At 30.1% G+C, this 24,209-nt stretch carries 20 protein-coding genes and 1 tRNA gene; 16 read left to right on the top strand and 5 right to left on the bottom strand.

Annotated features, from left to right (window positions below; translation table 4 throughout):
- Positions 1-36: 36 nt before the first annotated feature.
- The 3 genes from ACXYRR_RS01790 (at position 37) to ACXYRR_RS01780 (ending at position 7,839) form a co-directional block, all read left to right on the top strand.
- On the top strand, positions 37-1,605 hold the full coding sequence (locus ACXYRR_RS01790) for an endonuclease (protein ID WP_458597535.1): 1,569 nt from the start codon (positions 37-39) through the stop codon (positions 1,603-1,605).
- A 9-nt stretch (positions 1,606-1,614) separates the two neighbouring features.
- A complete protein-coding gene (locus tag ACXYRR_RS01785) occupies positions 1,615-2,691 on the top strand; it encodes an endonuclease (RefSeq protein ID WP_458597534.1) in 1,077 nt (358 codons plus the stop codon).
- Positions 2,692-2,895: 204 nt separating this feature from the next.
- On the top strand, positions 2,896-7,839 hold the full coding sequence (locus ACXYRR_RS01780; RefSeq protein ID WP_458597533.1) for a hypothetical protein: 4,944 nt from the start codon (positions 2,896-2,898) through the stop codon (positions 7,837-7,839).
- A 32-nt stretch (positions 7,840-7,871) separates the two neighbouring features.
- Here ACXYRR_RS01780 and ACXYRR_RS01775 read toward each other — a convergent pair whose 3' ends face one another.
- Positions 7,872-8,558, bottom strand: coding sequence for a pseudouridine synthase (locus tag ACXYRR_RS01775; RefSeq protein WP_458597532.1), 687 nt, complete (start codon positions 8,556-8,558; stop codon positions 7,872-7,874).
- A 95-nt stretch (positions 8,559-8,653) separates the two neighbouring features.
- Here ACXYRR_RS01775 and ACXYRR_RS01770 point away from each other — a divergent pair, with 95 nt between their 5' ends.
- From ACXYRR_RS01770 to atpC, 9 genes are read left to right on the top strand one after another with little or no spacing between them, the layout of a single operon-like run.
- A complete protein-coding gene (locus ACXYRR_RS01770) occupies positions 8,654-9,085 on the top strand; it encodes a hypothetical protein (protein ID WP_458597531.1) in 432 nt (143 codons plus the stop codon).
- Complete coding sequence (locus tag ACXYRR_RS01765; protein ID WP_458597530.1) at positions 9,072-9,845, top strand: F0F1 ATP synthase subunit A; 774 nt, start codon at positions 9,072-9,074, stop codon at positions 9,843-9,845. The genes ACXYRR_RS01770 and ACXYRR_RS01765 overlap by 14 nt, the downstream gene beginning before the upstream one ends.
- A 12-nt stretch (positions 9,846-9,857) precedes the next feature.
- On the top strand, positions 9,858-10,232 hold the full coding sequence (gene atpE / locus ACXYRR_RS01760; protein ID WP_458597529.1) for an ATP synthase F0 subunit C: 375 nt from the start codon (positions 9,858-9,860) through the stop codon (positions 10,230-10,232).
- A 3-nt stretch (positions 10,233-10,235) separates the two neighbouring features.
- Complete coding sequence (gene atpF, locus ACXYRR_RS01755; RefSeq protein WP_458597528.1) at positions 10,236-10,811, top strand: F0F1 ATP synthase subunit B; 576 nt, start codon at positions 10,236-10,238, stop codon at positions 10,809-10,811.
- Entirely contained in the window at positions 10,811-11,359 is a 549-nt protein-coding gene (gene atpH, locus ACXYRR_RS01750) for an ATP synthase F1 subunit delta (RefSeq protein ID WP_435129330.1), read from the top strand. The genes atpF and atpH overlap by 1 nt, the downstream gene beginning before the upstream one ends.
- Positions 11,360-12,934: a F0F1 ATP synthase subunit alpha gene (gene atpA, locus ACXYRR_RS01745; RefSeq protein ID WP_458597527.1), complete on the top strand. Its 1,575-nt coding sequence runs from the start codon at positions 11,360-11,362 to the stop codon at positions 12,932-12,934.
- Positions 12,934-13,785 carry an ATP synthase F1 subunit gamma gene (atpG, locus tag ACXYRR_RS01740; RefSeq protein WP_458597526.1) on the top strand — a complete coding sequence of 284 codons (852 nt, stop codon included), beginning with the start codon at positions 12,934-12,936 and terminating at the stop codon, positions 13,783-13,785. Before atpA ends, atpG begins: the two co-directional genes overlap by 1 nt.
- Positions 13,786-13,797: 12 nt before the next feature.
- Complete coding sequence (atpD, locus tag ACXYRR_RS01735) at positions 13,798-15,198, top strand: F0F1 ATP synthase subunit beta (protein ID WP_458597525.1); 1,401 nt, start codon at positions 13,798-13,800, stop codon at positions 15,196-15,198.
- Positions 15,191-15,604, top strand: coding sequence for an ATP synthase F1 subunit epsilon (atpC, locus tag ACXYRR_RS01730; protein ID WP_435129342.1), 414 nt, complete (start codon positions 15,191-15,193; stop codon positions 15,602-15,604). The genes atpD and atpC overlap by 8 nt, the downstream gene beginning before the upstream one ends.
- 80 nt (positions 15,605-15,684) lie before the next feature.
- On the opposite strand, the gene ACXYRR_RS01725 is transcribed toward atpC, so the two are convergent.
- Positions 15,685-15,760: transfer RNA gene (locus tag ACXYRR_RS01725), tRNA-Lys, on the bottom strand.
- A 116-nt stretch (positions 15,761-15,876) separates the two neighbouring features.
- Between ACXYRR_RS01725 and ACXYRR_RS01720 the strand changes: the two genes are divergently transcribed.
- The 3 genes from ACXYRR_RS01720 to ACXYRR_RS01710 all read left to right on the top strand — a co-directional run bounded on the left by ACXYRR_RS01720 (position 15,877) and on the right by ACXYRR_RS01710 (position 20,100).
- A complete protein-coding gene (locus ACXYRR_RS01720) occupies positions 15,877-16,326 on the top strand; it encodes a hypothetical protein (protein ID WP_458597524.1) in 450 nt (149 codons plus the stop codon).
- Positions 16,327-16,348: 22 nt separating this feature from the next.
- On the top strand, positions 16,349-17,575 hold the full coding sequence (locus ACXYRR_RS01715) for a hypothetical protein (RefSeq protein ID WP_458597523.1): 1,227 nt from the start codon (positions 16,349-16,351) through the stop codon (positions 17,573-17,575).
- A gap of 92 nt (positions 17,576-17,667) precedes the next feature.
- Positions 17,668-20,100, top strand: a complete 2,433-nt coding sequence (locus ACXYRR_RS01710; protein ID WP_458597522.1) for a PTS transporter subunit IIABC — start codon at positions 17,668-17,670, stop codon at positions 20,098-20,100.
- 26 nt (positions 20,101-20,126) lie between these two features.
- Here ACXYRR_RS01710 and ACXYRR_RS01705 read toward each other — a convergent pair whose 3' ends face one another.
- Genes ACXYRR_RS01705 through ACXYRR_RS01695 form a run of 3 tightly spaced genes read right to left on the bottom strand, consistent with a single transcriptional unit; the run spans position 20,127 to position 22,110 of the window.
- Entirely contained in the window at positions 20,127-20,630 is a 504-nt protein-coding gene (locus ACXYRR_RS01705; protein WP_458597521.1) for a dihydrofolate reductase, read from the bottom strand.
- Complete coding sequence (locus tag ACXYRR_RS01700; protein ID WP_458597520.1) at positions 20,623-21,471, bottom strand: MAGa7180 family putative nuclease; 849 nt, start codon at positions 21,469-21,471, stop codon at positions 20,623-20,625. The genes ACXYRR_RS01705 and ACXYRR_RS01700 overlap by 8 nt, the downstream gene beginning before the upstream one ends.
- A complete protein-coding gene (locus ACXYRR_RS01695) occupies positions 21,472-22,110 on the bottom strand; it encodes a hypothetical protein (RefSeq protein ID WP_458597519.1) in 639 nt (212 codons plus the stop codon).
- 443 nt (positions 22,111-22,553) lie between these two features.
- Between ACXYRR_RS01695 and argS the strand changes: the two genes are divergently transcribed.
- Positions 22,554-24,209: an arginine--tRNA ligase gene (gene argS, locus ACXYRR_RS01690; RefSeq protein WP_458597518.1), complete on the top strand. Its 1,656-nt coding sequence runs from the start codon at positions 22,554-22,556 to the stop codon at positions 24,207-24,209.

The following is a 24,209-nucleotide window of genomic DNA, read 5'->3' as shown; positions in this document are numbered from 1 at the left end:
ATAAAAGTTTATAATTAAGATGTAATAAGGAGAATTATGAAGAAATTTTTATTACCTTTTTTAACTATTGTGTCAGTTACTACCCTAATAGCAACAAGTTGCAATAGTCAAAGTAATTCTACACAAGAAAAAACAGACAAAAATTCACAAAAACCATCTGAAATAAGCATCCCTAAGGAATCAGGAGGCCAAAAACAACAAACCCCTCAAAATCCCATGAATAAACAGCAACCAAAGACAGAAAATAAGATTCCTAAGATCCAATCTGAATCAGGAAATTTTAGTGGTAATGAATTAGATAACTTTGTTTCAAGTCATTTAGATATGGTTTCATTGCTTAAGCAAGATTTATTAAATGAAGTTGCTACGAGTGATTTAAAAATTGTTTATGATTGGAAAAATAAGAAAATTATCAAACTTAATAAAGATGAGTCATTAAACTGAAAAAACCTTGGGGATCGTAGTTTAAGGAATATTTTTGATGTCAATATAGATAAAACATATAATATGGTAAATGATCAACAACCAAAGCAAGAAAATAACGAAAAACCAAATGATTATTTAAGATATACAGCTGAAAATAATCAATTTAAATTATTTTTTAAAGTTGCTAAAATTTCCAAAGGAAAAGTTACATTACTTTCAGATAATACTTTTTCTATAGTTTTTGAAGTGCAAAAACAAACTACACAAGCAGATTCAACACCAGTTCAGATACAACCAAAACAAGAAATTAATATCCAAATCCCAAATCCAGTTGATATATCAAATTTAAAATATAAATCAGATAATTATTATCAAGCAGCAAATGGAAAAAGTGGAAAAGCACTTTGAGAAGCCCTAAGCAAGCTGCAAAAAACACATTTAAATGAATTACAAAATAAAGATTCATATAAAAAACTACCTGAATTTTATAAGGATTCAAAAGCATTCATAGATTTATATTATGAAAAAGATAATTCTTTATTGGATATTTATTCAGAAAATCCAAACGGTAAAGATCCTTATGAATATAAAAGTTATCAAGGTGGAGACTCTGCTAATACCGAAGGAAAAGGTACAAATCGTGAGCATTTAATTCCACAAAGTTGGTTTAATAAAAACCTACCAATGCGTTCTGATCCGAATTTTGTATGACCAACTGATATCAAAGTAAATTCAGAGCGTGCTGATTTTCCACATGATAATGTAAAAAATGTAGAATTAACAACTGAAAATGGTTCAAAATTAGGGACAAACATTCTAGGTCAAAAAGTTTTTGAAGTAATTGATACTTTTAAAGGTGATGTAGCGCGAAGTTATTTATATTTTATTACAATTTACCATGATAACGGTATTTATCATAAAGAAACTAATATATTCACTCAAACATTTCCTAATATTAAAGCGCACTTTTTACAAACTTATTTAAATTGAGATACTAAAGACCCTGTTGATGCTTTTGATATCAATCGAAATAACGAAACATATCGAGTTTATGGATTAAGAAATCCATTTATCGATTATCCCAACCTTTTTGAAAATTTATTTTCAAAAAATCCTAAACCATTTATAAACAAAGGAATTTTAGTATCAAATGGTTCATCCGAGATACTAAATTCATAAAGGAAGTATATGAAATTTAATAAGAAATTATTATCATTATCATTTTTTATCCCTGCTGCAGCTGCAATAGCAACCAGTTGTGCATCACATCCGAGTAAGGTGGATAAAAAGTCTGGTGATAAAGACGATAATCAAACTACTACATCAGGACAATCTGCTGATAAAACAACAAATCCAGGTTCTAAAACAAACCCAGTGACAACAGAAGAAGATAGAAGTCCAATTAATTTGACGGATACAAGTAATTTAGTTTATAAACCATCTAATTATTATGCATCTGCAGATGGTAAAAAAGGTATGGATTTATGAAGAGCATTAGAAATGCATCATCACGGAATTCGGGCTGGTATTTTACACGGTTCAGTTATATATGAAGCATTAAAAACTTTTTATAATGAATCTAATGCATATAAAGATTTATATTATAAAAAAGATAAAAGTATTTTAGATATTTTTACAGCCCAACCAGATAAAACTAATTTTGCTTCAAAACAAACTTTTGTAGAAAATGCTAACTCATCATCTGAAAATACTGCACAAATGCGTGGACATTTAATACCAGAAAAATGATACTCAAGCGATGATCCGATGCAACCCGATCCATTTGTAACTTGACCATTAGATACATTTGTAAACTCTAAAAGGGGTAATTTTCCTTTTGGAGAAGTAAAAAATGTAACTTTTACCTTTAAGAACGGGTCAAAACTTGGAACAAATAACAAAGGACAAATGGTGTTTGAAGTGATTGATAAATTTAAAGGTGATGTGGCTCGTAGTGTGTTATATTTTATTTTAATGTATTATGAAAAAAATATTTATTCAGATGCATCTAATAATTTATTTATAAGTAATTTTCCTTATATCAAAGATGATTTTTTACATACACTTTTAAAGTGAGATATGCAAGATCCAGTTGATGCTGTAGATATTAACCGAAATAATGAAATTTTCAAAAAATACCAATTTAGAAATCCATTTATAGATTATCCAAACCTTCCCGCAAATCTTTTTGGTGCAATGCCAGACACATTTAATGATAAAGGTATTTTAGTTTCAAACGGCGATAATGCTGTAATCAAAGAGTAGTAGTTGTATTTTTTGGTATTTTTATAAATTTACTAATTGCAAATTTATAAAAATCATATTTTCGCAAAAAATATAAATACAAAAACAGATAAAACACAACATTTAAAAACACAGATTATTTATTGTATTTTTTTACATATAATAATATAATTTAAGATATTAAAATATTAAATATACCTTATTGGTAGTTATATAGGAGTTTATATGAGTGAAAAAAATACTCACAGTGAAAAAGAAAGAAAGCATCGTGTAGGAAAACAAGCATTTATAGTTGCTTTTGCTGCTGCAACTGCTACTGCAGCATTAACAATTGCTGTTGCTACATCAGGTGTTAAAACTAACAAGGAAGCACAAGCGAAGTATGAAAAAGCAGTTAATGATTTTTTAGCAGTAGTACCAAAGATCCAAACTGTTGCTAATCGTAATTTATTAGTTGAAGAATTTCATAAAATCCCATTACAATATTCTGATGCTTCATATCGTAAAGTATTAGATTTATTTAAGCAAGCTAACGGTTTTATTCAGGCTGAATTTGATGCTAAAATTAAGGTTCAATTAGATAATATTAACTCACAAATTGGTGCTGTTAAAAATCAGGATGCACAAGAAACTAAAGCAGTTGTTGATAAATTACACCAGTTAGTTGAAAGTTCTAAAACCCTAAGTGAAAGTTTGTTACATAAAGATGGAATTTATAGCGAAGGTAAATTATTAGGACTTTACACTTCTAATTTTATTCCTAAATTCAACCAACCACTTAATTTATTAGATAAATTGTTTTACAGTGAAAACTTTACCAAACAAGCTGATGATAAGAAGCTGAATATCGAAGGAAAAACAACTTTATTAGATGCATTGTTACAGACTATCAATTTGGATGTACTTAAGTTTAAATCAACAAATGAAAACAATTTAACCAAAGTAAAAGATGTGACAATTGCTGCTTTAACTACATCTTCATCAGCATTAGATGATGTATTATCGCGTATTAATACTGCAATTGATACACAGTTTGCTAACTTTAAATTCAACCTTAATAAATCAAGTGAATATTTAAATAATCAAAAATATGCTAATCAAGCATACTTTAATCAAAAAGTTATTGAATTTAAACTAGATTTACAAAAATTACAACTTAAAATGCAACAAAAAGATACCTTAACCAAATCTAATGTAACTGATGCAGAAGTTTTATATTGAAAATCTAGATATTTACTTGAAGCAACTGAGATGACTGAAAGTCTTTTTGATCAAGCAAGTAAGAATACTGCTCGTGCGATGATTTTAAATTCTGAATCAATCAATGATTTTCTTAATGTATTAAAATACATCGAAGAAAAACGCAAATCAGAAGCGTCTATGAATCAACAAAAACTTGACTTAATTTTAAGTGTAGTTAAACAAATTAAAGATAGTGCAAAAAACAAAGAATATCAAAATAAATATAATGCACTTGTGCAACCATTGAGTGAATCAATGATTAATCCATTATTATCATATGCACATGCATTATTAACTGAAGCAACTACTTTTACCAGCGATCAAAAGAGTTCATATCAATCACAAATTACAGATTTTGAAAGTAAATTAGGATCAGATTTTGATGAAAAAACAGGTGCTTCATACTTACAAGAACTCAATTCTATCGTAGCACATATGGAAAATGATTTAAGATCATTATCACTTGCTGACTTTGAAGCAAAAAGATTAGCTGCTAAAAAAGCAGGTTTAACCAACTTCATTAAAAAATACTTACCTTCACTTTCATTAGATTCATTGAATATTCCAACAATCAGCAACGATGATGATTACAATACTTTATACAATAATGTAATGTCTAAATACATTGATTTATTTGTAGCGACTCATACAGGATTGATCGCTTCACGTTTAGCAAACTTTGATGAAGCAGATTTAGTTGCATACCGTCGCATAGATTTAGTTGATGCAACATATAAAATGTATGATGGAGATGCATATGAACCAAGTTTTGTAAGAACCCAATTTAATGCTCTTTATGCAAATACCTTAGCAAAACAACAAGCATTATTTACTACTTTACAAAACAGTTTTGATGCACAAAAGCAATCCTTAACCGATGATATTAATAAAATTACAGATGAAAAAGTTAAAAACCTATATACATCTGAATTAAACAAACTTACATCAACTGATTCAAAGACAACTATAAATGACTTTAAAAACTTACATCAAAAAGTAATATATCATTTATCATTGCAAACTTATCAAGGCCAAATTATTAAAGAAGCAAATGATTCAGGTTTATCAAATGATTTTAAAACCAATTTTGCTAATGCGATAAAATTACCAGAGAATTTTACTTATGTTAATCTAACAAAATATCAATCAGTTTTAAGACTAAAAGAAACTGAAAGCAAAATTAGGACACAATTACAAGAATCAATTAATAAACTATCCGATGCGGATAAAACAAAGATGCAAGTTGAGTTTGATAGAATCAAACAAATTAGCACTGATAATTTATCTAGCATCCAAGCAGCTGTAAGTAGATTGACTCAACTTGCAACAATTTATGAAGCATCATTATCACAAAATAATGCTCCAAAAGCAAGTGCAAACGATTTAACCATAGTAAATTTTGGTTCTTATGCTAAATTACAATATCAAATTGCACAAGCAACCGAATCGACTTCACAAACAGCAGCCTTAAAAGCACTCTTAAATTCACAAAAAGAATACCTTTTAAAATTAGCACAACTTTTTGGTCAAGCAGCAATTGATGAAGTTAATAAAGTTGATAAGAAAACAGTCGATGGAAAATTAGAAGACGAACCCGATTTATACACAATTCGTCATAATATTGATAAAGTTCAATATATGCTATTTTATAATAAATTAGGCACACCTGGATTTATTACAAAAGATGAACATAATTCATCAGAAGATAAAACTAATAATAAAACAACTGAAAACAAAACTGATGCAACTAAAAATACAAAAGATCAAGCAGCAGGGTCAAATGCAGCATCTGGTTCAACAGATAAAAAAGATGCAGTAAAAGAAACAACTAGTGATAATTCACAAAAACAGATAAATGCAGACAAAACTCAACCAGAAAATGCAAAACAACCATCAGACATGACTGAATCTGGTGCAGCAAGTACCGAAACTAAAGATAAACAAGGTGCTACAAGTACGCCTGCTACAAATAATGCTGGGGCAGGACAAGGTAATAATGAACAAAAAAACTCTCAAACCTCTACATCACCTGCAACAAATACTACTTCTGAAAACACACAAAATCAGCAAAATCAGCAACCAACTCAAGCAACACAGTCAGCAGATGAAGATCAAACTAATGCATCAGCAAATACAGATGTTATAGCAAACAAAGTTAAATATGTAGAAATTATATTAAGAGAAATTAATGATATACTTTCTGCTTTAGCATCTATTCAAGATGTAACCACTAAGAATCAAGCAGCAATTCTTAAAAACACATATACTACTCTTAGTGATACAAATAGTACAAATAAATATAAGACTGCCTTAGCATCAGATAAAACAGAAGACAAAGTCTTTGTTAATTCATATTTAGATAATGTAATGACATTAAAATTCCAAGTTGATAAACTTGCATATGATAATATGTATCGTAGTAGTGTATGAGCATATTTAAAACCACAAATAGCCCAATTGCAATTTGCTTCTGATCGAAGCAAGATTATGGCATTAATTCGTGATAAAAATGTAGATAATTTATTAACACTTGATAGTATCAAATCTCTTATTGATTCTTATGCTTCATTAGTTAATCGAAATAATTTATCAAAAGTATTCTTAATCGCAGCATTATCAGTTGTTTCAGATACTTTAAAAGATGATAGTCAATTTAAATTAGATTACTACCAAAGTATTTCAAAATACTTTGATGCAGATAAAGATAATTTAGTGCATTCTAACTTAGGATATAACCAAGTTTTTGAAATGTTGCTTTCAAACTTTGACTTAGCAAAACAAACAGCAAAATTACTGGAATTAGGTAAATCATTACAACCAACTGGTTATGCAAATTATGAAACAAACAAAAAAGAACTTGATCAAATGAAAAAATCAAGAAATTTTGATCAAAGTAAGTTGATGCAAATTAATTCAGATGTGCAAAGCGCTTTAAATGAGCAAAAAAATTCTGCTTTAGATGAATTATTAACTTGAAACGATCAAAATCCTAATAAAGAAAAATTCCTTAGTCAACTTAATACTCAAACTGCACAAAATCTTTTTGATGTAGTTCAAGAAATCAAATTTACTACATTATTGCAAACACTAATTGCACAAGTTAAAGATGAAAGTAAAAAAACAGAATTTACCAATGAACTAAATTCTGCTACTAATTTAACTAAATTGACAGAATTAAAAACAAAAGTAGATGCTCAAATAGAATCACAGAAACCAAAAGAACAAACACCTCCTGCAAACACAGCACCAAGTGATCAACCTAGTTTACCAGCAGAAAATAACCAAAGTGCAAAAACACCAGATAATGCTAGTGGACAAGGTGAGCAAACAAAGTCACCACAAACCGAAAACACCGAAAATAACCCTAAAACTCCAACTGAATCAAAAAACACACTTTCTGGTAATGGTGAATCAGGAGGTCAACAACAAACCCAAACTGCACCAAAATCTAATGAAGTTGACGCATCTGCTTCAACAGGGGAGGACAACAGTCATAATACCACTGCACAAGTTCCAAACTCAGGTGGTTCAACTGCTTCAAACAACCAAACAAGTAATACTCCTGCTGCACAACCTGGACAAAGTGAATCAAGCGAATCAGCACAAACTGCAACAAATCCATCATCAACAGCTAGTTCATCGACTACTGGAACTACAACTTCTCAAGGACAAACAGATGCATCTAGTTCGGGTAGTTCACAAACATCATCAGGACAAACTGCTTCAGCCACTCATACAGAAAATAGTGGTTCTGAACAACATACAGAGCAAGGAACTTCCACAACAACTCAAGCTTCACAAGCATCAGGATCAAGTCCACAAGGAGCAACTTCAACTGATACACAGGCAGTAACACCACAAGCATCTGCACAATCACAAGGACAATCATCCGAAGCTTCAAGTACACCTGCTAAACAAGCAGCTTAATTTACTAAAAATAACCCAAGAATGGGTTATTTTTAAATTATTTGATCTTTATTAATGCTTATGTATTCTCTTGGTGATAAATCATCTGGCAATATAAACTTACCAAAAGCAACTCTCTTTAAATCAATTACATTGTAACCAAGTTTATTAAACATCCTTTTGACTTGATGGTATTTACCCTCATTTATAGTTAAATAGCAGTTATATCGATCAATAATCTCTAGTTTAGCACTTTGACATACCTTTGCTTCACCAATATCGATACCTTGCTTAAAAACTTCTATCATATATACATCAAGTTCTTTATCAACTTGCACTAAATAAACTTTTTGAATATGGTTTTTTGGTGATAACACCCGATGAGTAAAAGCACCATCATTTGTAATAATTAGCAAACCGTGTGTATCTACATCAAGTCTACCTACGGTATGGATATTTTTGGCAAACCTATATAAATCTGAAATAAGATGCAAAACACTTGGATACTTAGCATCCGCATTTGCACAAATATATCCTTTAGGCTTATTCAGTGCTAAATAAAACAACTTTGTATTAATGTTCTGATTATCAACTGTGATGATATCATCAACATTTACATAACAACTTTTATAGACAACTATATCATTCACCTTTATTTTACCTTTTTTAAGCATTTTATTTATCATCAAACGAGAATAATTAGTATTATTAGCAACCATTTTTTCAATACGATGTTTCATATAATTATTTTATCTATTTAAAATTAAAAATAAAAATTTTTTTGTTTTTATTTTAAAAAAGGTATAAAATAACTAACAGCAAAACAAGGAGAAAAATGCATAAATTCCAAAGAGATTATGAAATAGTATTTTGAAGTCTTTTTGGGTTTTTATCAGTTATTTTTAGTATCTTATCAATATGATTTAAAGGTAGTTTTTTTGGTTTTGCGATTGGAGCGCTAAGCTCATATTTGCTTTTTATGATCACAAGAATTTTCGGGATGATACCATTAAAAAAACGAAAATCACTAATATTTTTAAATATTTTAAAGATGTTTGTCTTTTTTATTTATTTAACTGCAGTAATTTTAAGCATATATCATATTAATTTAAAAATATATGCATTAAAAAAATATACTGGATTATCTGAATTTACTCTACCAATTAATATGTTTGTGTTTTTTGGGAGCGTAGGATTTAATTTTTTTGTGATTATAGCAACATTTATTTATTCAAAATACAAAGGAGGCAAAATTGGACGAAATTAAACAAAGACTTTGAAAGTTTGATTTACCTCAGTTATTTTCACTGATTGTAACAGTGATAATTATCGCGATATTCTCATTAATTATCTTTTTCAAAGTTCGCAAACAACGTGCTGATCAAGCTCCTAAAGGTATCACTCAGCTTGCTGAAGGATATTTAGGATATATAGATAATTCGTATCAAGAAACAGTTGGTGATCAACTACCAGGTTCGCGTTTTTATATTTTTACCTTAGCAACTTTTTTACTTGTTGGTAACTGAGTTTCAATTATCGGTTTAGAACCAATTGGAACTGCATTTAGTGTTCCAATTACCTTAGCAGTTGCTACTTGATTAGGAATTATTCTTTCAGGGACTATATACCGTCGCTGAAGATATTATTGATCCATTATTAAAGCACCTTGAGATATTTTTGGTAAGTTTTCCCCACTTATTTCCTTAAGTGCTCGTATGTATGGGAATTTAGTTGGAGGATCAACCATTATTGTTTTAATTTATGCAATGTTTGGATATTTATTTAAGGTTGCTTTAGGCACAGATAATAGTGCATTTCAAAATATTTTTGCCATATATTTCACACCATTGCTACATATGTACTTTGATTTATTTGATGGAATATTGCAGGCATTAATTTTCACAATGCTGACTGCTGTATATTGAACAATAGAATCGCAATCTACAGAACCAGCTAAAAAAACAAAGAATTCTGAAAGTAGATTCTTTAAGAAATTTACCAAAAGAAAGATACAATCGATTTATTAATAAGGAGATAAAATGATTTTAGATTTACTTACAAAATTAGCCGATGGAACAACCTCTACTACAGCACCTGCTTCAAATGCTGCAGCTGCAGCAAAAACAGCCATATCAAATTCTGCCAGTGATATGGGATCTAAGGCAGGAACACACATTGGTTTAGGTTTAGTAGCAGTTGGTGCTGGATTAGCAGCAATCGGGGTTCTTGGTACTGGAGTTGGACAAGGATATGCTGCTGGTAAAGCAGCTGAAGCAGTTGGACGTAATCCGGAGGCTGAAAGCAAAATAAGAACTATGTTAATTATCGGTGTTGGTATTGCTGAAACAGCTGCGATTTATGCTTTCGTTACTGCGATTATTATCTTATTCGTTTTCGCAAGTAAAGTAGTCTAGAAAATGATTACTACATCAGTTGCTGCAGCAGTAAAGTTTGAGTCAAGTTCAGATGTAGGACAAGCTGTAGCAGGAAAATTTGAAGGATTATTTCCTAGCATCCCAATTATGATTGCAACTATTATTGCATTTATAATTGTTGCTATTATTCTCTGAATTTTCTTTTATAAACCCATTAAAAAAATGATGAAAGCACGCAGAGATTTTGTTCAAAACAATATCGATGAATCTGTAAGACAAAAAGAAGCAAGTATTTTAGCTCTTAATAAAGCAAATGAAAATCTTAAAAATGCCCACACACAAGCAGATAACATCATTACAAATGCTAAAATAAAAGCTGAAAAAGTTGCTGAATTTTATACCATAAAAGCACAAACCGAAGCAAAAAGGCTTTTATCTGAAACTGCTTTGGATATCAATGCACAACAAAAAGAATTTCAACAAAATGCTAAAAAATACATTGTTGAAGTAGCTACAGACCTTTCGCAAAAGATTCTTAGACGTGAAATTAGTCAACAAACACAAGATGAAATTGTAAATCAATTTTTAAATACAGATAAAGATGTTGAAGACTTATAATGCAAATTAAAAAGAACATTCAAGCTTATTCTGTAGCTATATTTGATTTAGTTCATGAAGCAGATAAATTTCAACAATTACATACCCAATTTGAAGCAGTCAAAGAAATTTTTAGCAAACATCCTGAGTTTGTTGATTTCTTTAAAGATGAGTTTGTTCCTGAAGAAGAACGTTTGAAAACTGTTGATTTAGCATTCAAGGACTTTGATTGAATTATTATTAATGCTTTAAAAGTTATAATAATGCGAAAGGTTGCCAAATATATTCGTAAAATCATTATCGAATATTTAAAACTTTCAAACCGTGAATTAAGAATTCGTTTTATTGATGTTATTTCAGCTTTTCCACTAACAAATGAGCAACTTGAAAAAATAAAAACTAAAATTCAAAATAAAACTCGTCGTACCATTGAGATGACCAATCATGTTGATCCATCTTTAATTGCAGGGATAAAAATTGTGTCACGTAGTGAAACAGTTGAAATGAATATCAAAAACAACTTAGAAAAACTAAAACATGAACTTATAAAATACGAAAAGGAGGTGTAAATGGCAATTAAATTAGATGATATTTCAGCAATTATTAAAGATCGCATTCAAAATATGGGATCTAAAGTAGATTATTCTGAAATAGGACGTGTAATTTCAGTAGGTGATGGAATTGCTGTTGTCACCGGATTAGATAAGGTTAAAAATAGCGAGATAGTTATTTTTAACAAAAGTGTCTATGGTTTAGCATTAAACTTAGAAGAAGAAACCGTCGGGGTAGCACTATTTGGTAATGCTAACTCAGTTTCTGAAGGTGATTATGTTGAACGTACCGGAAAAGTTATCTCTGTTGAAGTAGGAGATGCTCTTTTGGGTCGTGTAGTCGATGCTTTAGGAAATCCAATTGATGGAAAAGGTAAGATCGATGGAACTCACCGTTCAGAAATTTTTAAAAGAGCATCAGGTGTAATGTCACGTCAAGAAGTTAATCAACCACTTGAAACAGGTATTTTAGCAATCGATACAATGATACCAATTGGTAAAGGACAACGTGAGTTAATTATTGGAGATCGTCAAACCGGAAAAACAGCCATTGCAATTGATACTATTATTAATCAAAAAGGTAAAAATGTTAAATGTGTTTATGTTGCAATTGGACAAAAAAATTCTACCGTTGCTCAAATAGTTCAAAAACTTTCTGATTCACAGGCACTTGAATATACCACAATTGTGGTTGCAGGTGCTTCAGAACTTGCGCCACAACAATATATTGCTCCATATACAGGAGTTACAATTGCTGAAGAATGAATGAGTAAAGGACAAGATGTTTTAATTATTTACGATGATTTATCAAAACATGCCATTGCATATCGTACCTTATCATTACTTTTAAGACGTCCACCTGGTCGTGAAGCTTATCCTGGTGATGTTTTCTATCTACACTCACAACTACTTGAACGTGCTGCTCGTTTAAATTCTGAATATGGTGGTGGTTCAATTACTGCATTGCCAATTATTGAAACACAACAAGGTGATATTAGTGCTTATATACCTACTAATGTAATTTCAATTACAGACGGACAAATTTTTACCAAAGAAAGTTTATTTAATGCCGGACAGCGTCCAGCAGTTGACATCGGTTTTAGTGTTTCACGGGTAGGTTCTGCAGCGCAAACTAAGGCAACAAAGCAAGTTGTAGGTTCATTAAAATTAGAACTTGCACAATACAATGAAATGCAAGCTTTTGCACAATTTGGTTCAGATTTAGATGATTCAACTAAAACTATTTTGGATCATGGAGCAAAGGTATATCAACTTTTGAAGCAAGAACAATACTTTCCTATTCAACAACAAACACAAGCGATTATTTTGTTAGGTGTTAAAGAACGTCTTATCAACCCGCTTCCTCTTGATTATATGCATGAATACCGTGATCAAGTAATTAATTGAGTTACTAATGATAGTGAAGGAATGCAAGTATTTAAAAACATCACTGCAAGTGGAAAAATTTCAGAAACAGATTATCAAGTAATTGCTAAAAAATTAGCAAGCATCATTGAAGGTATCATTGCGACTATTCCGAACTATGATAGTCGTATGTATAAAGAAATGCCATCAAAATATAAGGTTGCATAATGCCGAGTTTAAATAGCTTAAAAAATCGCATTTCAGTAGTTTCTAATACTCAAAAAATTACCAATGCGATGGAATTGGTTTCAACTTCCAAATTAAGACGTTTGCGCAATGAATACACCCGAATACAAGCATATAAAGAAACATTAGAAGATACTTTCAATGAATTAATTTCACATGTTAGTTCTCGTCAATTTTATGAAATTTTTCCTAAAAACGAAGGAATTGATGGTAGCGTATATATTGTAATCACAAGTGATTTAGGTTTATGTGGTTCATATAATTCTAATATATATAAAATGTTAAATGAAAATCTTAAACCACAAGATAAAATTGTTGTAATTGGTACCAAAGGATTTAGTATGATAAATTCTGCGACAATTAAAGCACAAATGATTAAATATTACATTAATAACGGAGATAAAATTACATATAAAATTTGCAATGATATCACTAAAATCGCATTCGAGTTATATAGTAAAAAACTAGTTTCGCAAGTGAAATTAATTTATACTAAATTTATCAATAATATTAATCAAGAACCACGATTAAAAACACTTTTTCCACTAGATTTTAGTATTCAAAAACAACATAATGCACAAATTATTGAATTTGAACCCTCTGCTGAAGAAGTGCTTTCCGATTCAGTTCCGATGTATATTGCAAGTATGATATATGCTTTATCAGGTGAATCAAAAATTTCAGAAATGGCATCACGTCGAAATGCAATGGAAAATGCAACCAATAATGCTGAAGATTTAATTAAAGAACTTAGATTAGAGTTCAACAGACAACGTCAAGGAAAAATTACTCAAGAAATTACCGAGATTGTTGCTGGTGCTGATGCAACTTAATAAGGAGAGAATATGAAACAACATAATGGAACAATTGTTCAAATTTTAGGACCTGTTGTTGATGTGCGTTTTAGTGAAGGAAAACTTCCAAAACTTCTTAATGCTTTAACTATAACAACTGATAATGGACAAGTTTATACATTAGAAGTAGCGCAACATATTGGTGACGATACTGCTCGAACCATTGCGATGGGTAGCACAAATGGGTTGCAACGTGGAATGACAGTTGTTGATACCAAAGCACCTATTTCGGTTCCGGTTGGAAATATTGTTTTAGGTCGTATTTTTGATGTTTTAGGTAACCCGATTGATGAGTTACCGCTTGAAGGTGAAATAATCCGTGCTCCAATTCATGCTCCTTCTCCATCATATGAAGAACAAAAAACATCTTCTGAAATTTTAGAAACCGGGATTAAAGTTATTGACTTATTAATCCCATATGCAAAAGGTGGAAAAATAGGTTTATTTGGTGGTGCAGGAGTTGGAAAAACAGTTTTAGTACAAGAGTTAATCAATAACATCGCTACCCAACATAATGGTCTTTCCGTGTTTGCTGGTGTCGGTGAACGTACCCGTGAAGGTAATGATTTATACCACGAAATGAAAGCAGCTGGTGTGCTCGATAAAACTGCCTTAGTCTTTGGGCAAATGAATGAATCCCCTGGAGCTCGTATGCGTGTTGCACTAAGTGGTTTAACAATGGCTGAATACTTTCGTGATAAACAAAATCAAGATGTGTTATTGTTTATTGATAACATCTTCAGATTCACCCAAGCAGGTTCAGAAGTATCAGCACTTTTAGGACGTATGCCTTCTGCAGTTGGTTATCAACCTACCTTAGCAACTGAAATGGGTGCTTTACAAGAACGGATTACTTCAACACGTCGTGGATCAATTACATCAGTGCAAGCTGTTTATGTTCCTGCTGATGATTTAACTGATCCAGCTCCTGCAACAACATTTACCCACTTGGATGCTAAAACTGTTTTAGACCGTGGAATTGCATCCTTAGGAATTTATCCTGCTATCGATCCACTTAACTCCGCATCAAGATTACTTGATCCTCTGGTAGTTGGAGCGGAGCATTATAATGTTGCACAAAGTGTAATTTCGATTTTACAACGCTTCAAAGAACTACAAGATATCATTGCAATTTTAGGAATGGGTGAACTTTCTGAAGAAGATAAAAAAATCGTTGCCCGTGCCCGTAGAATCCGTAACTTTTTATCACAACCTTTTACTGTCGCTGAAAAGTTCTCAGGAATCAAAGGACAATATGTACCTCTTTCAAACACCATACGCAGTTTTAAAGCAATTTTAAATGGTGATTATGATTCATATCCTGAAGATATCTTTAGATATGCAGGAAGCATTGAAGATGTAATCGAAAGATACCAAAAGAATAATGGCTAATACATCATATCTTAAAATTACTGCACCAAATGGAATTGTTTATGAAGGTAAAGTATATATTGTTACCTTAAAAACACCTAAAGGTTACATTGGATTGCAACCAAACCGATCTCCATTGTTTTCAAGTATCGAAATTGGAACCTTGAAGATTGAAACATCTAAATCTGATACTTTAACATATTATATTGGTGGTGGAATAGTTTATGCAGACCAACATAAAATCAATATTATCACCGATGATATTATTGATGTTAAAAAAATCGATATAGAACGAGCTAAAAAGGATGCTGCATCATTAACTGAGGCAATTAAAAGTAATAAAGATACAGTTGATTTAGCCTTATTAGAAACGAAACTTAAAAAAGCTTTGTTTCGAGTTGATACATATAATTTATTCAATAAATAACACCTTTGGTGTTATTTTTTTATCCTTTGGGTAACAAAAACCTACTAAGTGTATTAGTAGGTTTGATCATAAAAATGAAATGGTACATCGTACAGGGTTCGAACCTGCGACCCGCTGGTTAAGAGCCAGCTGCTCTACCGACTGAGCTAACGATGCAGGATTATTATAAACCTTTTTAACAAAAATATAAAAATATTTTTATCCTATCTAATTATTTTTGTTCTTTTTTAGTTCTTAAATATACATTTTCTTATATATATAACGAGGTAAGAATGAAACTAGATGAAAAATTTAAACTAACCAGCAATATCAAACTTTTTAGGTTATACAAAATGAGCGAGAAACTCAGTAAATCTATAAGTAAATTTACTGAGCAGCAAACTGAGCATTTGCTTCCGATTTTATATATAGGTGATGATATTATTTTTGGTGAAGTTCGAGCACAGGATAAAACTGAAAATCTTGAGACAACCGATTTATATAACCATGAGAAAATGTGGGATGTTGCTTTATATTATAAAAATTTCTATCGGATGAACTCAAAAATCTTAAAAGAATATATTTATGAAGATGAACAAACCATTTCATTAGGGCATGTTAGCGAAGTTAATGAGTTAAATATTTTAGATAAATTAAAATACTGCTTTACAAGTTTAGATGCTGATACTAAATTAACATATATTTATCCGAAAAAAACTGAAAATAAAAGTATTGCTAATTAAGAGTTTCTGCTAAAATTTTGACATGAATATTTTAACGATTGAAAAAAAGTTATGAAGGTATTGATTTACCAATACATTCATTAAACTCTTATTTATAGGTTTGCTAGTATTTAGCATCGTTATCATTCCGAGTCTTAATTTAGTTGATATCAAAATCAAGCAAGACTCAGATCTTGCTTTTTTATTTTTATTTGATGTAATTTTGTTTATTTTAAGCATCTTTTTTGGGTATTATGAGCAATTTTACTGAAAAAAACTACTTTATAAGCATTTGGATGATAAATATCAAACAAATAGGTTTTTAAAACTATTAAACATCTCTTTTTATACATATTTATCAGGACCATTGTATCGAGCATATTTATTAATTTCATTATTTTTTGAAGATGGTAAATATCATTTTATGTTTAAATATGCCAGACGCAAAAAATATGGTTTTTCAATTCAAGATATTTCATTTTCAGGAATTTTATTTGCCTTATTTTTAACATTAACTTTAATTAAAAACTTTACAGCAGCAAGAATAATCAATTTAGATTTTGAATTTGCTTTTTATATTCTCTTTGCTTATTTTTTAGGTAAATTCAAAGGTGCTTTATTATCCTTTATGGCTGATTTTTTTGGATTGCTGTTTTCAGGAAGAATCGGTTTTTATCATTGAGTTTATGCCATCGTTCCGATTATTGCAACGATATTGATTGGATGATTTATTGATTTATTTAAAAAACATAAACAAACATCGATGATTGTGATGAATATTGCATTGGTTGTTATTTTTGTTATTTTGCTAGTTGTATTTTTATCACAAGTTAATAATCCTAAAGGAATAAGAATTTCTAAAACCTTTGGAGTTTCAAAAATATCACTTGCAGCTGGGATAATTTTATTAGTTTTTGCTGCTGCATTTATATTTATTATGATAGCCTTAACTATTTATTATTTAAAAACTAAAAATGATTCACAAAGCAAAAATAGAATTGGTTTTTTAGTTCTATCATTCTTTTTAACAGTTGCATTAATTGTTGTAGCCCGTTGAATTTGAGGACCATTTGCATTCATTCGTTTTGCTAACTACTTCTTAGGTCGTAAATACACATTATCACAACACTATTTAATATTTATGACACCAATTGTAATTAGATCACTGATATCAATTCCGATTTATGTTTTTATTTTATATATTATCTTGCTTCCGTTATCTATAATGAAGAAGCAATATGAAAAAAAAGAATATGGTATTACATATTAATAAGGATTCGTTTCCTTATTTTTATAAAAAAAATTAAATAAATTTGCTGTGTGTTATAATTTATAAGAAAACAAAACTACATAAGGAAAAAAATGAAATCAATTAAATTAATGTTTCAGAGATCGACACAAAAGAAGAAATTAAATAACTCTGGATCTGGTAAGGTTCGTAAAGTGTTATCAAAAATTTCTGGTGCTTTTATGTTACCAATCTCTGTTATGTCTATTGCTGGTTTATTTTTAGGAATCGGTGCAGCAATTGCAACTGGTGCTCCTGAAGGAAGCACTGCAAATATAATAGGTAATTTAGTTAAACAACTAGGAGACCCAGTTTTTGGTGCATTACCATTGTTATTTGCAACTGCCTTTGTGATTGCATTCACGGATGAAGCAGGAGTCGGAGTGTTTGCTACGATAATTGCCTTTTTAATCTTCACTGCTGTTCAGAGTGTCTTTATTTTTGATCATACAGTAAAGTATATGGGTAAGGAGTGATTTAATGGTGCATTACGAGATTCTGTAAAAACAAAAATAACTGGTTATACAATATTCTTTCAAGGAGCAGGACGTAATCCACAAAACTTAGTTAAATTAGTTGGAACTACCTTAGGGATTAAGTCAATGCAAACTTCAGTATTTGGTGGGATAACAATCGGATTATTAGTGCAATGATTATATAATCGTTTTCACACCATACAACTACCACAAGTTATCTCTTTCTTTGGTGGTAAAAGATTTGTTTCAATAGTTGCAATCCCTGCTGCATTTATTGTTGCAATCATCTTCTTAATTTTTTGACCATGGATTGGAGTTGGATTAAATGTTTTTGGAACAGCACTTGGAAAAGCTCCATATGGTATAGAATCACTTGTTTTTGGTATCATCGAAAGATCGTTAATTCCATTTGGATTACACCATGTATTCTATGCTCCATTATGATATTCAAGTGTTGGTGGAGATTTAAATACATCACTTGTTAACTGACAACAAGGATTACAAAAAGAAAATATTACATTAATTCCAGGTGATACATTAACTACATTAATAAAAGCTATTACTAAGGACCCTGATAAATACCAAGGTGATTCAACTGCTGCATTATCGCTTGTTGGGATGCCAAACAATATTGATTATACCTTGCAGCAAGCAGGTAAACCTGATTTGCATATATCTAAACAATTATTTGTTTTTGTTGCAGATGAATTAGGAACAAAGATTGGACGCTTTACTGATGGTAAGTTTGGATTTATGATTATAGCCCTTCCTGCAGCTGCAGCCGCTATGATTATGGCTGCTCCAAAAGAAAATCGTAAAGTTGCCTTAGGAACAGTGCTACCAGCCGGATTTACAGCAATGCTTACAGGTGTAACTGAACCAATCGAATTTACCTTCTTATTTTTAGCACCATATCTATTCTGAGGTTTCCATGCATTTATGGCTGGATTGTCATTTATGTTTGCTAACTTAGCTGGTGTGCATATTCCACAAGCATTCTCAGGTGGATTGTTAGACTTCTTTATTTATGGAGTAATAAATGTAGCAAAAGGAACTCATTTCTGATGAACACTTGTTATAGGTGCTGCTTATGCACCAGTATACTACTTTGTCTTCTACTTTGTAATTAAGAAATTCGATCTTGCTACTCCAGGACGTGGAGGGAATACTAAACTATTTACAAAAGCAGATTTTCAAAATAAAAATGCTCAAGTAAATGATGAAGCAGCAAGCGAAATAGATCCTACTGCCTTAGCAGTGGTTGAAGCATATGGTGGTTTAGAAAATATTACAGCTTTTAATAACTGTGCTTCTAGACTTAGATATGATGTTAAAGATGCAAGTAAGGTTGATGTTGATAAACTAAAGGCTGCTGGTGCATTTGGTGTAAAAATTGAAGGAAATAACCATGCACAAGCAATTATGGGTCCTGTTTCTGAGCAACTTAATGCTAAAATAAAATCGCAAAGAGAATTAATTGCTAAATATGAATCAGAACATAAAGGACAAGAATTTGTTACACCTACAACATCACAGTCACAACCAAAAATAATCACTTCGGCTAAATCGCTTGAATTACATACTGCTGCTCGTGGAAAAATCTTACCACTAGAAGATTTAAAAGACGGTATCTTCTCTGAAAAGATGCTTGGTAATGGTTTTGTAGTTAAATTTGATTCAACTACTGAAGGAAATGTTTATACACCTGCTGCTGGAACTATTGATTTAGTAGCAGACACTAAGCATGCATATGGAATAACTACTGATGAGGGTGTTAAATTGCTAGTTCATATTGGTCTTGATACCGTTAAATTGAATGGACAAGGATTTAAAGACTTAGTTAAAGTTGGTGATAAAGTAAAAATTGGTGATAAGCTTGCAAGTGTAGACTTAGAATTTATTAAATCACAAAACCTTCGCAGCGATGTTATTGTCGTTGTGCTGCATGAAGGAAGTATGTCAAACTTCGAAGTTTATAATAATTCTAAAGCTGACACCACAACTGAAATAGTCGGAATTGTCAGAAAGTAAAAAAAGATACTAACCGTATCTTTTTTTTATCTCTCATGGTTAATATGTTCATATTTATATGTAGTGAATTCTGCTTCTTGATGGATAATATTTTCTGGTATCAATTGGCTTTTATCAATGTATTCAAAATATGTATCACATTTATAAGTACCATTAATCACTGAAACATATACTTCCTTAGTTATTTGTCAATAATCTAAATATAAAAATCTTCCACCACAAATAAAAATATCCTTATCACATTTAAGCATCGCAGCAGTTGCTGGGCCTGAATCAAAGAAAACACGATGTGGTCGTAATTTTTTGTTTTCTGGTATCTCAAAAGGTTGATAATAGGTTAAAACTCAAATTTCCCGATTTGATGTATCAAAATCATCTGGCAAAGAAAAAAAAGTTCTTGCACCAAAAACCAAAACACTATTTTGAGTTATCTTATTAAAAACTTTTAATTCGCTTTTTGTCTTTCAAGGAAGATGGTTTTTATATCCAATGCAGTTTTTCTCATCAACTGCGACAATTAATTTAATCATAAAAATCCTTATCTGCTTTCCCGTTGGCTTTTCATCTTACAATTAATTGGTTATATTGTTCATAATTTTCACATTCTAAATATTCAAGTTGATCAGCATCATTACTAAAATCAAATTGTGGAGATGTATCGGTACTGGTATATTTATAATATCATTCTTTAACCAATCGAATATCTTCTTCAACTTCAGCATTATTAACATTAAAAGTATATGATTTGATTTTACGTTTATTTAAATCTACTGCTTGTGGGTTTAAATAATCACCTTGAGCATCGATTAAAAAAGCAGCAATAATTGAATAAGTTGTTATCGGTTTATTTAACTTTTTAGACATTAAATATGCATATAATTGTGCTTGCTTGCGATATGATGCATCAACACCCTCAATTTCTCATTTATCTTTTTTACTTTCACCAGCTGTTTTAATTTCTAAAATTCTATTTAGTGATGGAATATATCCATCTGGAACACCACTTAAAACATCATCAACACCTGCAAAATAATCATAATTGAAGTTTTTTGCTTCATAGTTTTCTATATACAAATTTGGTGATTTTGCTCTTAAAAGATCAAAGATTTTAGGTTCTAAAATAGTTCCGGCATTAATGTATTTTTTACTTAATACAGGTAATTTAAGTCTTGTGATATGACAGAAAGCATTAAATTGTGATTTATATTTATTTTCAATTAAAATATCACCAACACTGCTTCCTCCAATCTTTTTATACCCTCTGAATTTATCAAAAGTTTTTAATTCTGAATAAAATTCGGGTAGCAACTTAATTACCCTATTTTCCTTATCGATAATATAATGTTGTTTGTTAAAATATTTTCTTGCCATTTATTTAAAGAAATTTTTCACAATAGTATTTGCTGAAATTTCTACTCCTTTAAAATCTGCTTCCCATTCTTCATTAATCATAGTGTTTTGTGGGACAATATGGTCAAAACATATATTTACCAATTTATCAAAACTTGTTTCTGTTGAATTATCATCAACACCCACCACAAACTTATTAGCATCCATAAACTTTTCAATTCGAATTGATATCACACGACATTCGTCATCACTTTTTTTCAAAGTTGCTTCTAAATCCTTAACATTCTTTTTAAAGAAGTCTAATTCGTTTGGAAAGCGCAAATCATCTATTATAAATAAGGTGCTTTTGCTGCCCTTAATTGATTGTTTCACAGTTGCTTTTATTTTATCGAAGACACGTGCGCATCAGATGTTGCTATCGATGTTTCGACCTACTTCACCCATTGCAATTCATAACGGACGTACAATTTCTTTATTTATTCCATCTCATTTTATTTCATCTAAAATCGGTTTAGTAATACTTTTTATAGGTTCTGCAAAGGATAAAATATGTACATTGTTATCAAATTTTTTAGCTAACTTTTTAGATAATGCTTGTGTTAGCAATCCTTTTCCACTTCTTCTTTTTCCGTTAATTAAAACTATGGTATGTTTTCTCATCATTCTCCTTTTAATAAAATAGTGTTTTAATATTATATATATAAAATAAATTCTGTTATTTATTTATTATATTTTTTGATTTTTGGTTAATTAGATAACTTGTTTATAAAAATGTATAAAAATTTTTATACCTATGATATAGATAAATAAGTTTTAATAATATATAATAATAAATTAAGTTAATATTCTTAAAATAACATATTTACCTAGTATATAGCACAAAAAGAAAATATAAATAATATGGAAATTTTGCAGAACCATTTTTATTAAGGTGTACACAGTCATTAGAGTCTTTAGATAATATAAAAATCTTTTTTAATTATATAAGCAACATTATTCATGCAGAATTCATAACATCAATAATTTCTAATATCTAAATATTTTACCAAATCCATATAAAAATAATTTTATTTGTTAAAATTTAAATATATAAAGGAAAATAAATGACATTAACACAACTTATAAAAGCAGAATTAATTAATATTGTTAAAAAACTACAAGAATCACATTATTTTGATGTAGATTTTAATGCAGATGATTTAAATTTTATCTTAGGTGAACCTAATTTACCTGTAAAAACAAGTTCGGTTGCAAAAAGATATGATTTATCAACTAATTTAGCATTTGTTTTAAAAGCATATAAAAAAATAAATCCAATGAAAATAGCAGAATGTCTCGTTGAAAAGTTAGCAAATTCATTTAAATTTATTTATCAAGTTGATATAGCTCCACCAGGTTTTTTAAATATTGTTTTAAATGATTCTGCTTTTATTTATATAATATCGAATATCTTAGAGCAAAAATCTTTGTATGCAAAAAATCAAGTAGAAGGACAAAAGATAAATGTAGAATATATCTCTGCTAATCCGACAGGTTTTTTGCATGTTGGTCATGTGCGTGGTGCGGTTTTCGGAAGTACTTTAATTAATGTTTTAAGGCATATTGGATATAATGTTGAATCTGAATATTATATAAATGATGCCGGAAATCAAATTAACATCTTAGTTAATTCATTATATGTGCGTTATGCAGCATTGTTTGGTAAAAATCTTAAAATGTCAGATGAATGCTATCAAGGTAATGATATCATATGAGTAGCACAGCAGGTTAAAGAAAGTTATAATGATTACTTTTTGGATCTTAATACAAATAAACGTAGTGAACTTGAAAACCTTGCTGTTGAGATATTGTTGAATAAAATAAAAGATGATTTAGCAAAACTTAACATTCATATTGATACTTTTACATCTGAAAATTCTCTATATGAGCAAGATATGATTAAACCAGTATTGGAAAAATTAGCTCCATATACATATTTAAAAGATGGTGCATTATTTTTAAAAACCAGTGATTTTGGTGATGATAAAGATCGTGTATTAATTAAATCGGATGCAAGTAATACTTATTTATTACCTGATATTGCATATCATTTGACTAAAATAAAAAAAGCAAGTCGTTTAATAAACATCTGAGGTGCAGATCATTCTGGTTATGTTGCTCGGATGAAAATCGCTTTTCAGTGTTTAGGATATAATCCAAAAAATCTAGAAGTACTAATTATTCAACTAGTTAGATTGATAAAAGATGGTAGTGAATTTAAAATGTCTAAAAGAGCAGGGACATCAGTTACTTTAGCAGACCTTTTAGATGTAAGTTCATCTGATGCGATTCGTTTTATGATGCTAACTAGAGAAATATCAAATAAATTTGATTTTGATATAGATTATGCTAATTCAAATGATACAAATAACCCTGTATTTTTAGTCCAATACACTTATTCACGCATTGTTTCGTTACTTAAGAAGATTAAAAAACCACATTTAAATAACACTGCCAAATTTACTGATAAGGCTAAAAAAACCATTATAACACTTGATTTATTTTCAGATTTAATTAAAACGATTTCTGTGACATCAAAAGTAAATTTATTAAGTCAATATTTGCTTAATTTGGTAAAATTATTTAACAGTTTTTATGAACAAACATATATTCAAACAAATGAGCAAGAAGAATCATATGCAGCAATGATTGAATCAATAAGAATTGTAATGAAAATTGCTTTAGATTTAATGGGTGTAAATGCACCTGAGCAAATGTAA

Source organism: Mycoplasma sp. 246B, assembly GCF_054353935.1.
Note: the sequence above shows the minus strand (reverse complement) of the source record. Positions and strands in the feature narration are given on the sequence as shown.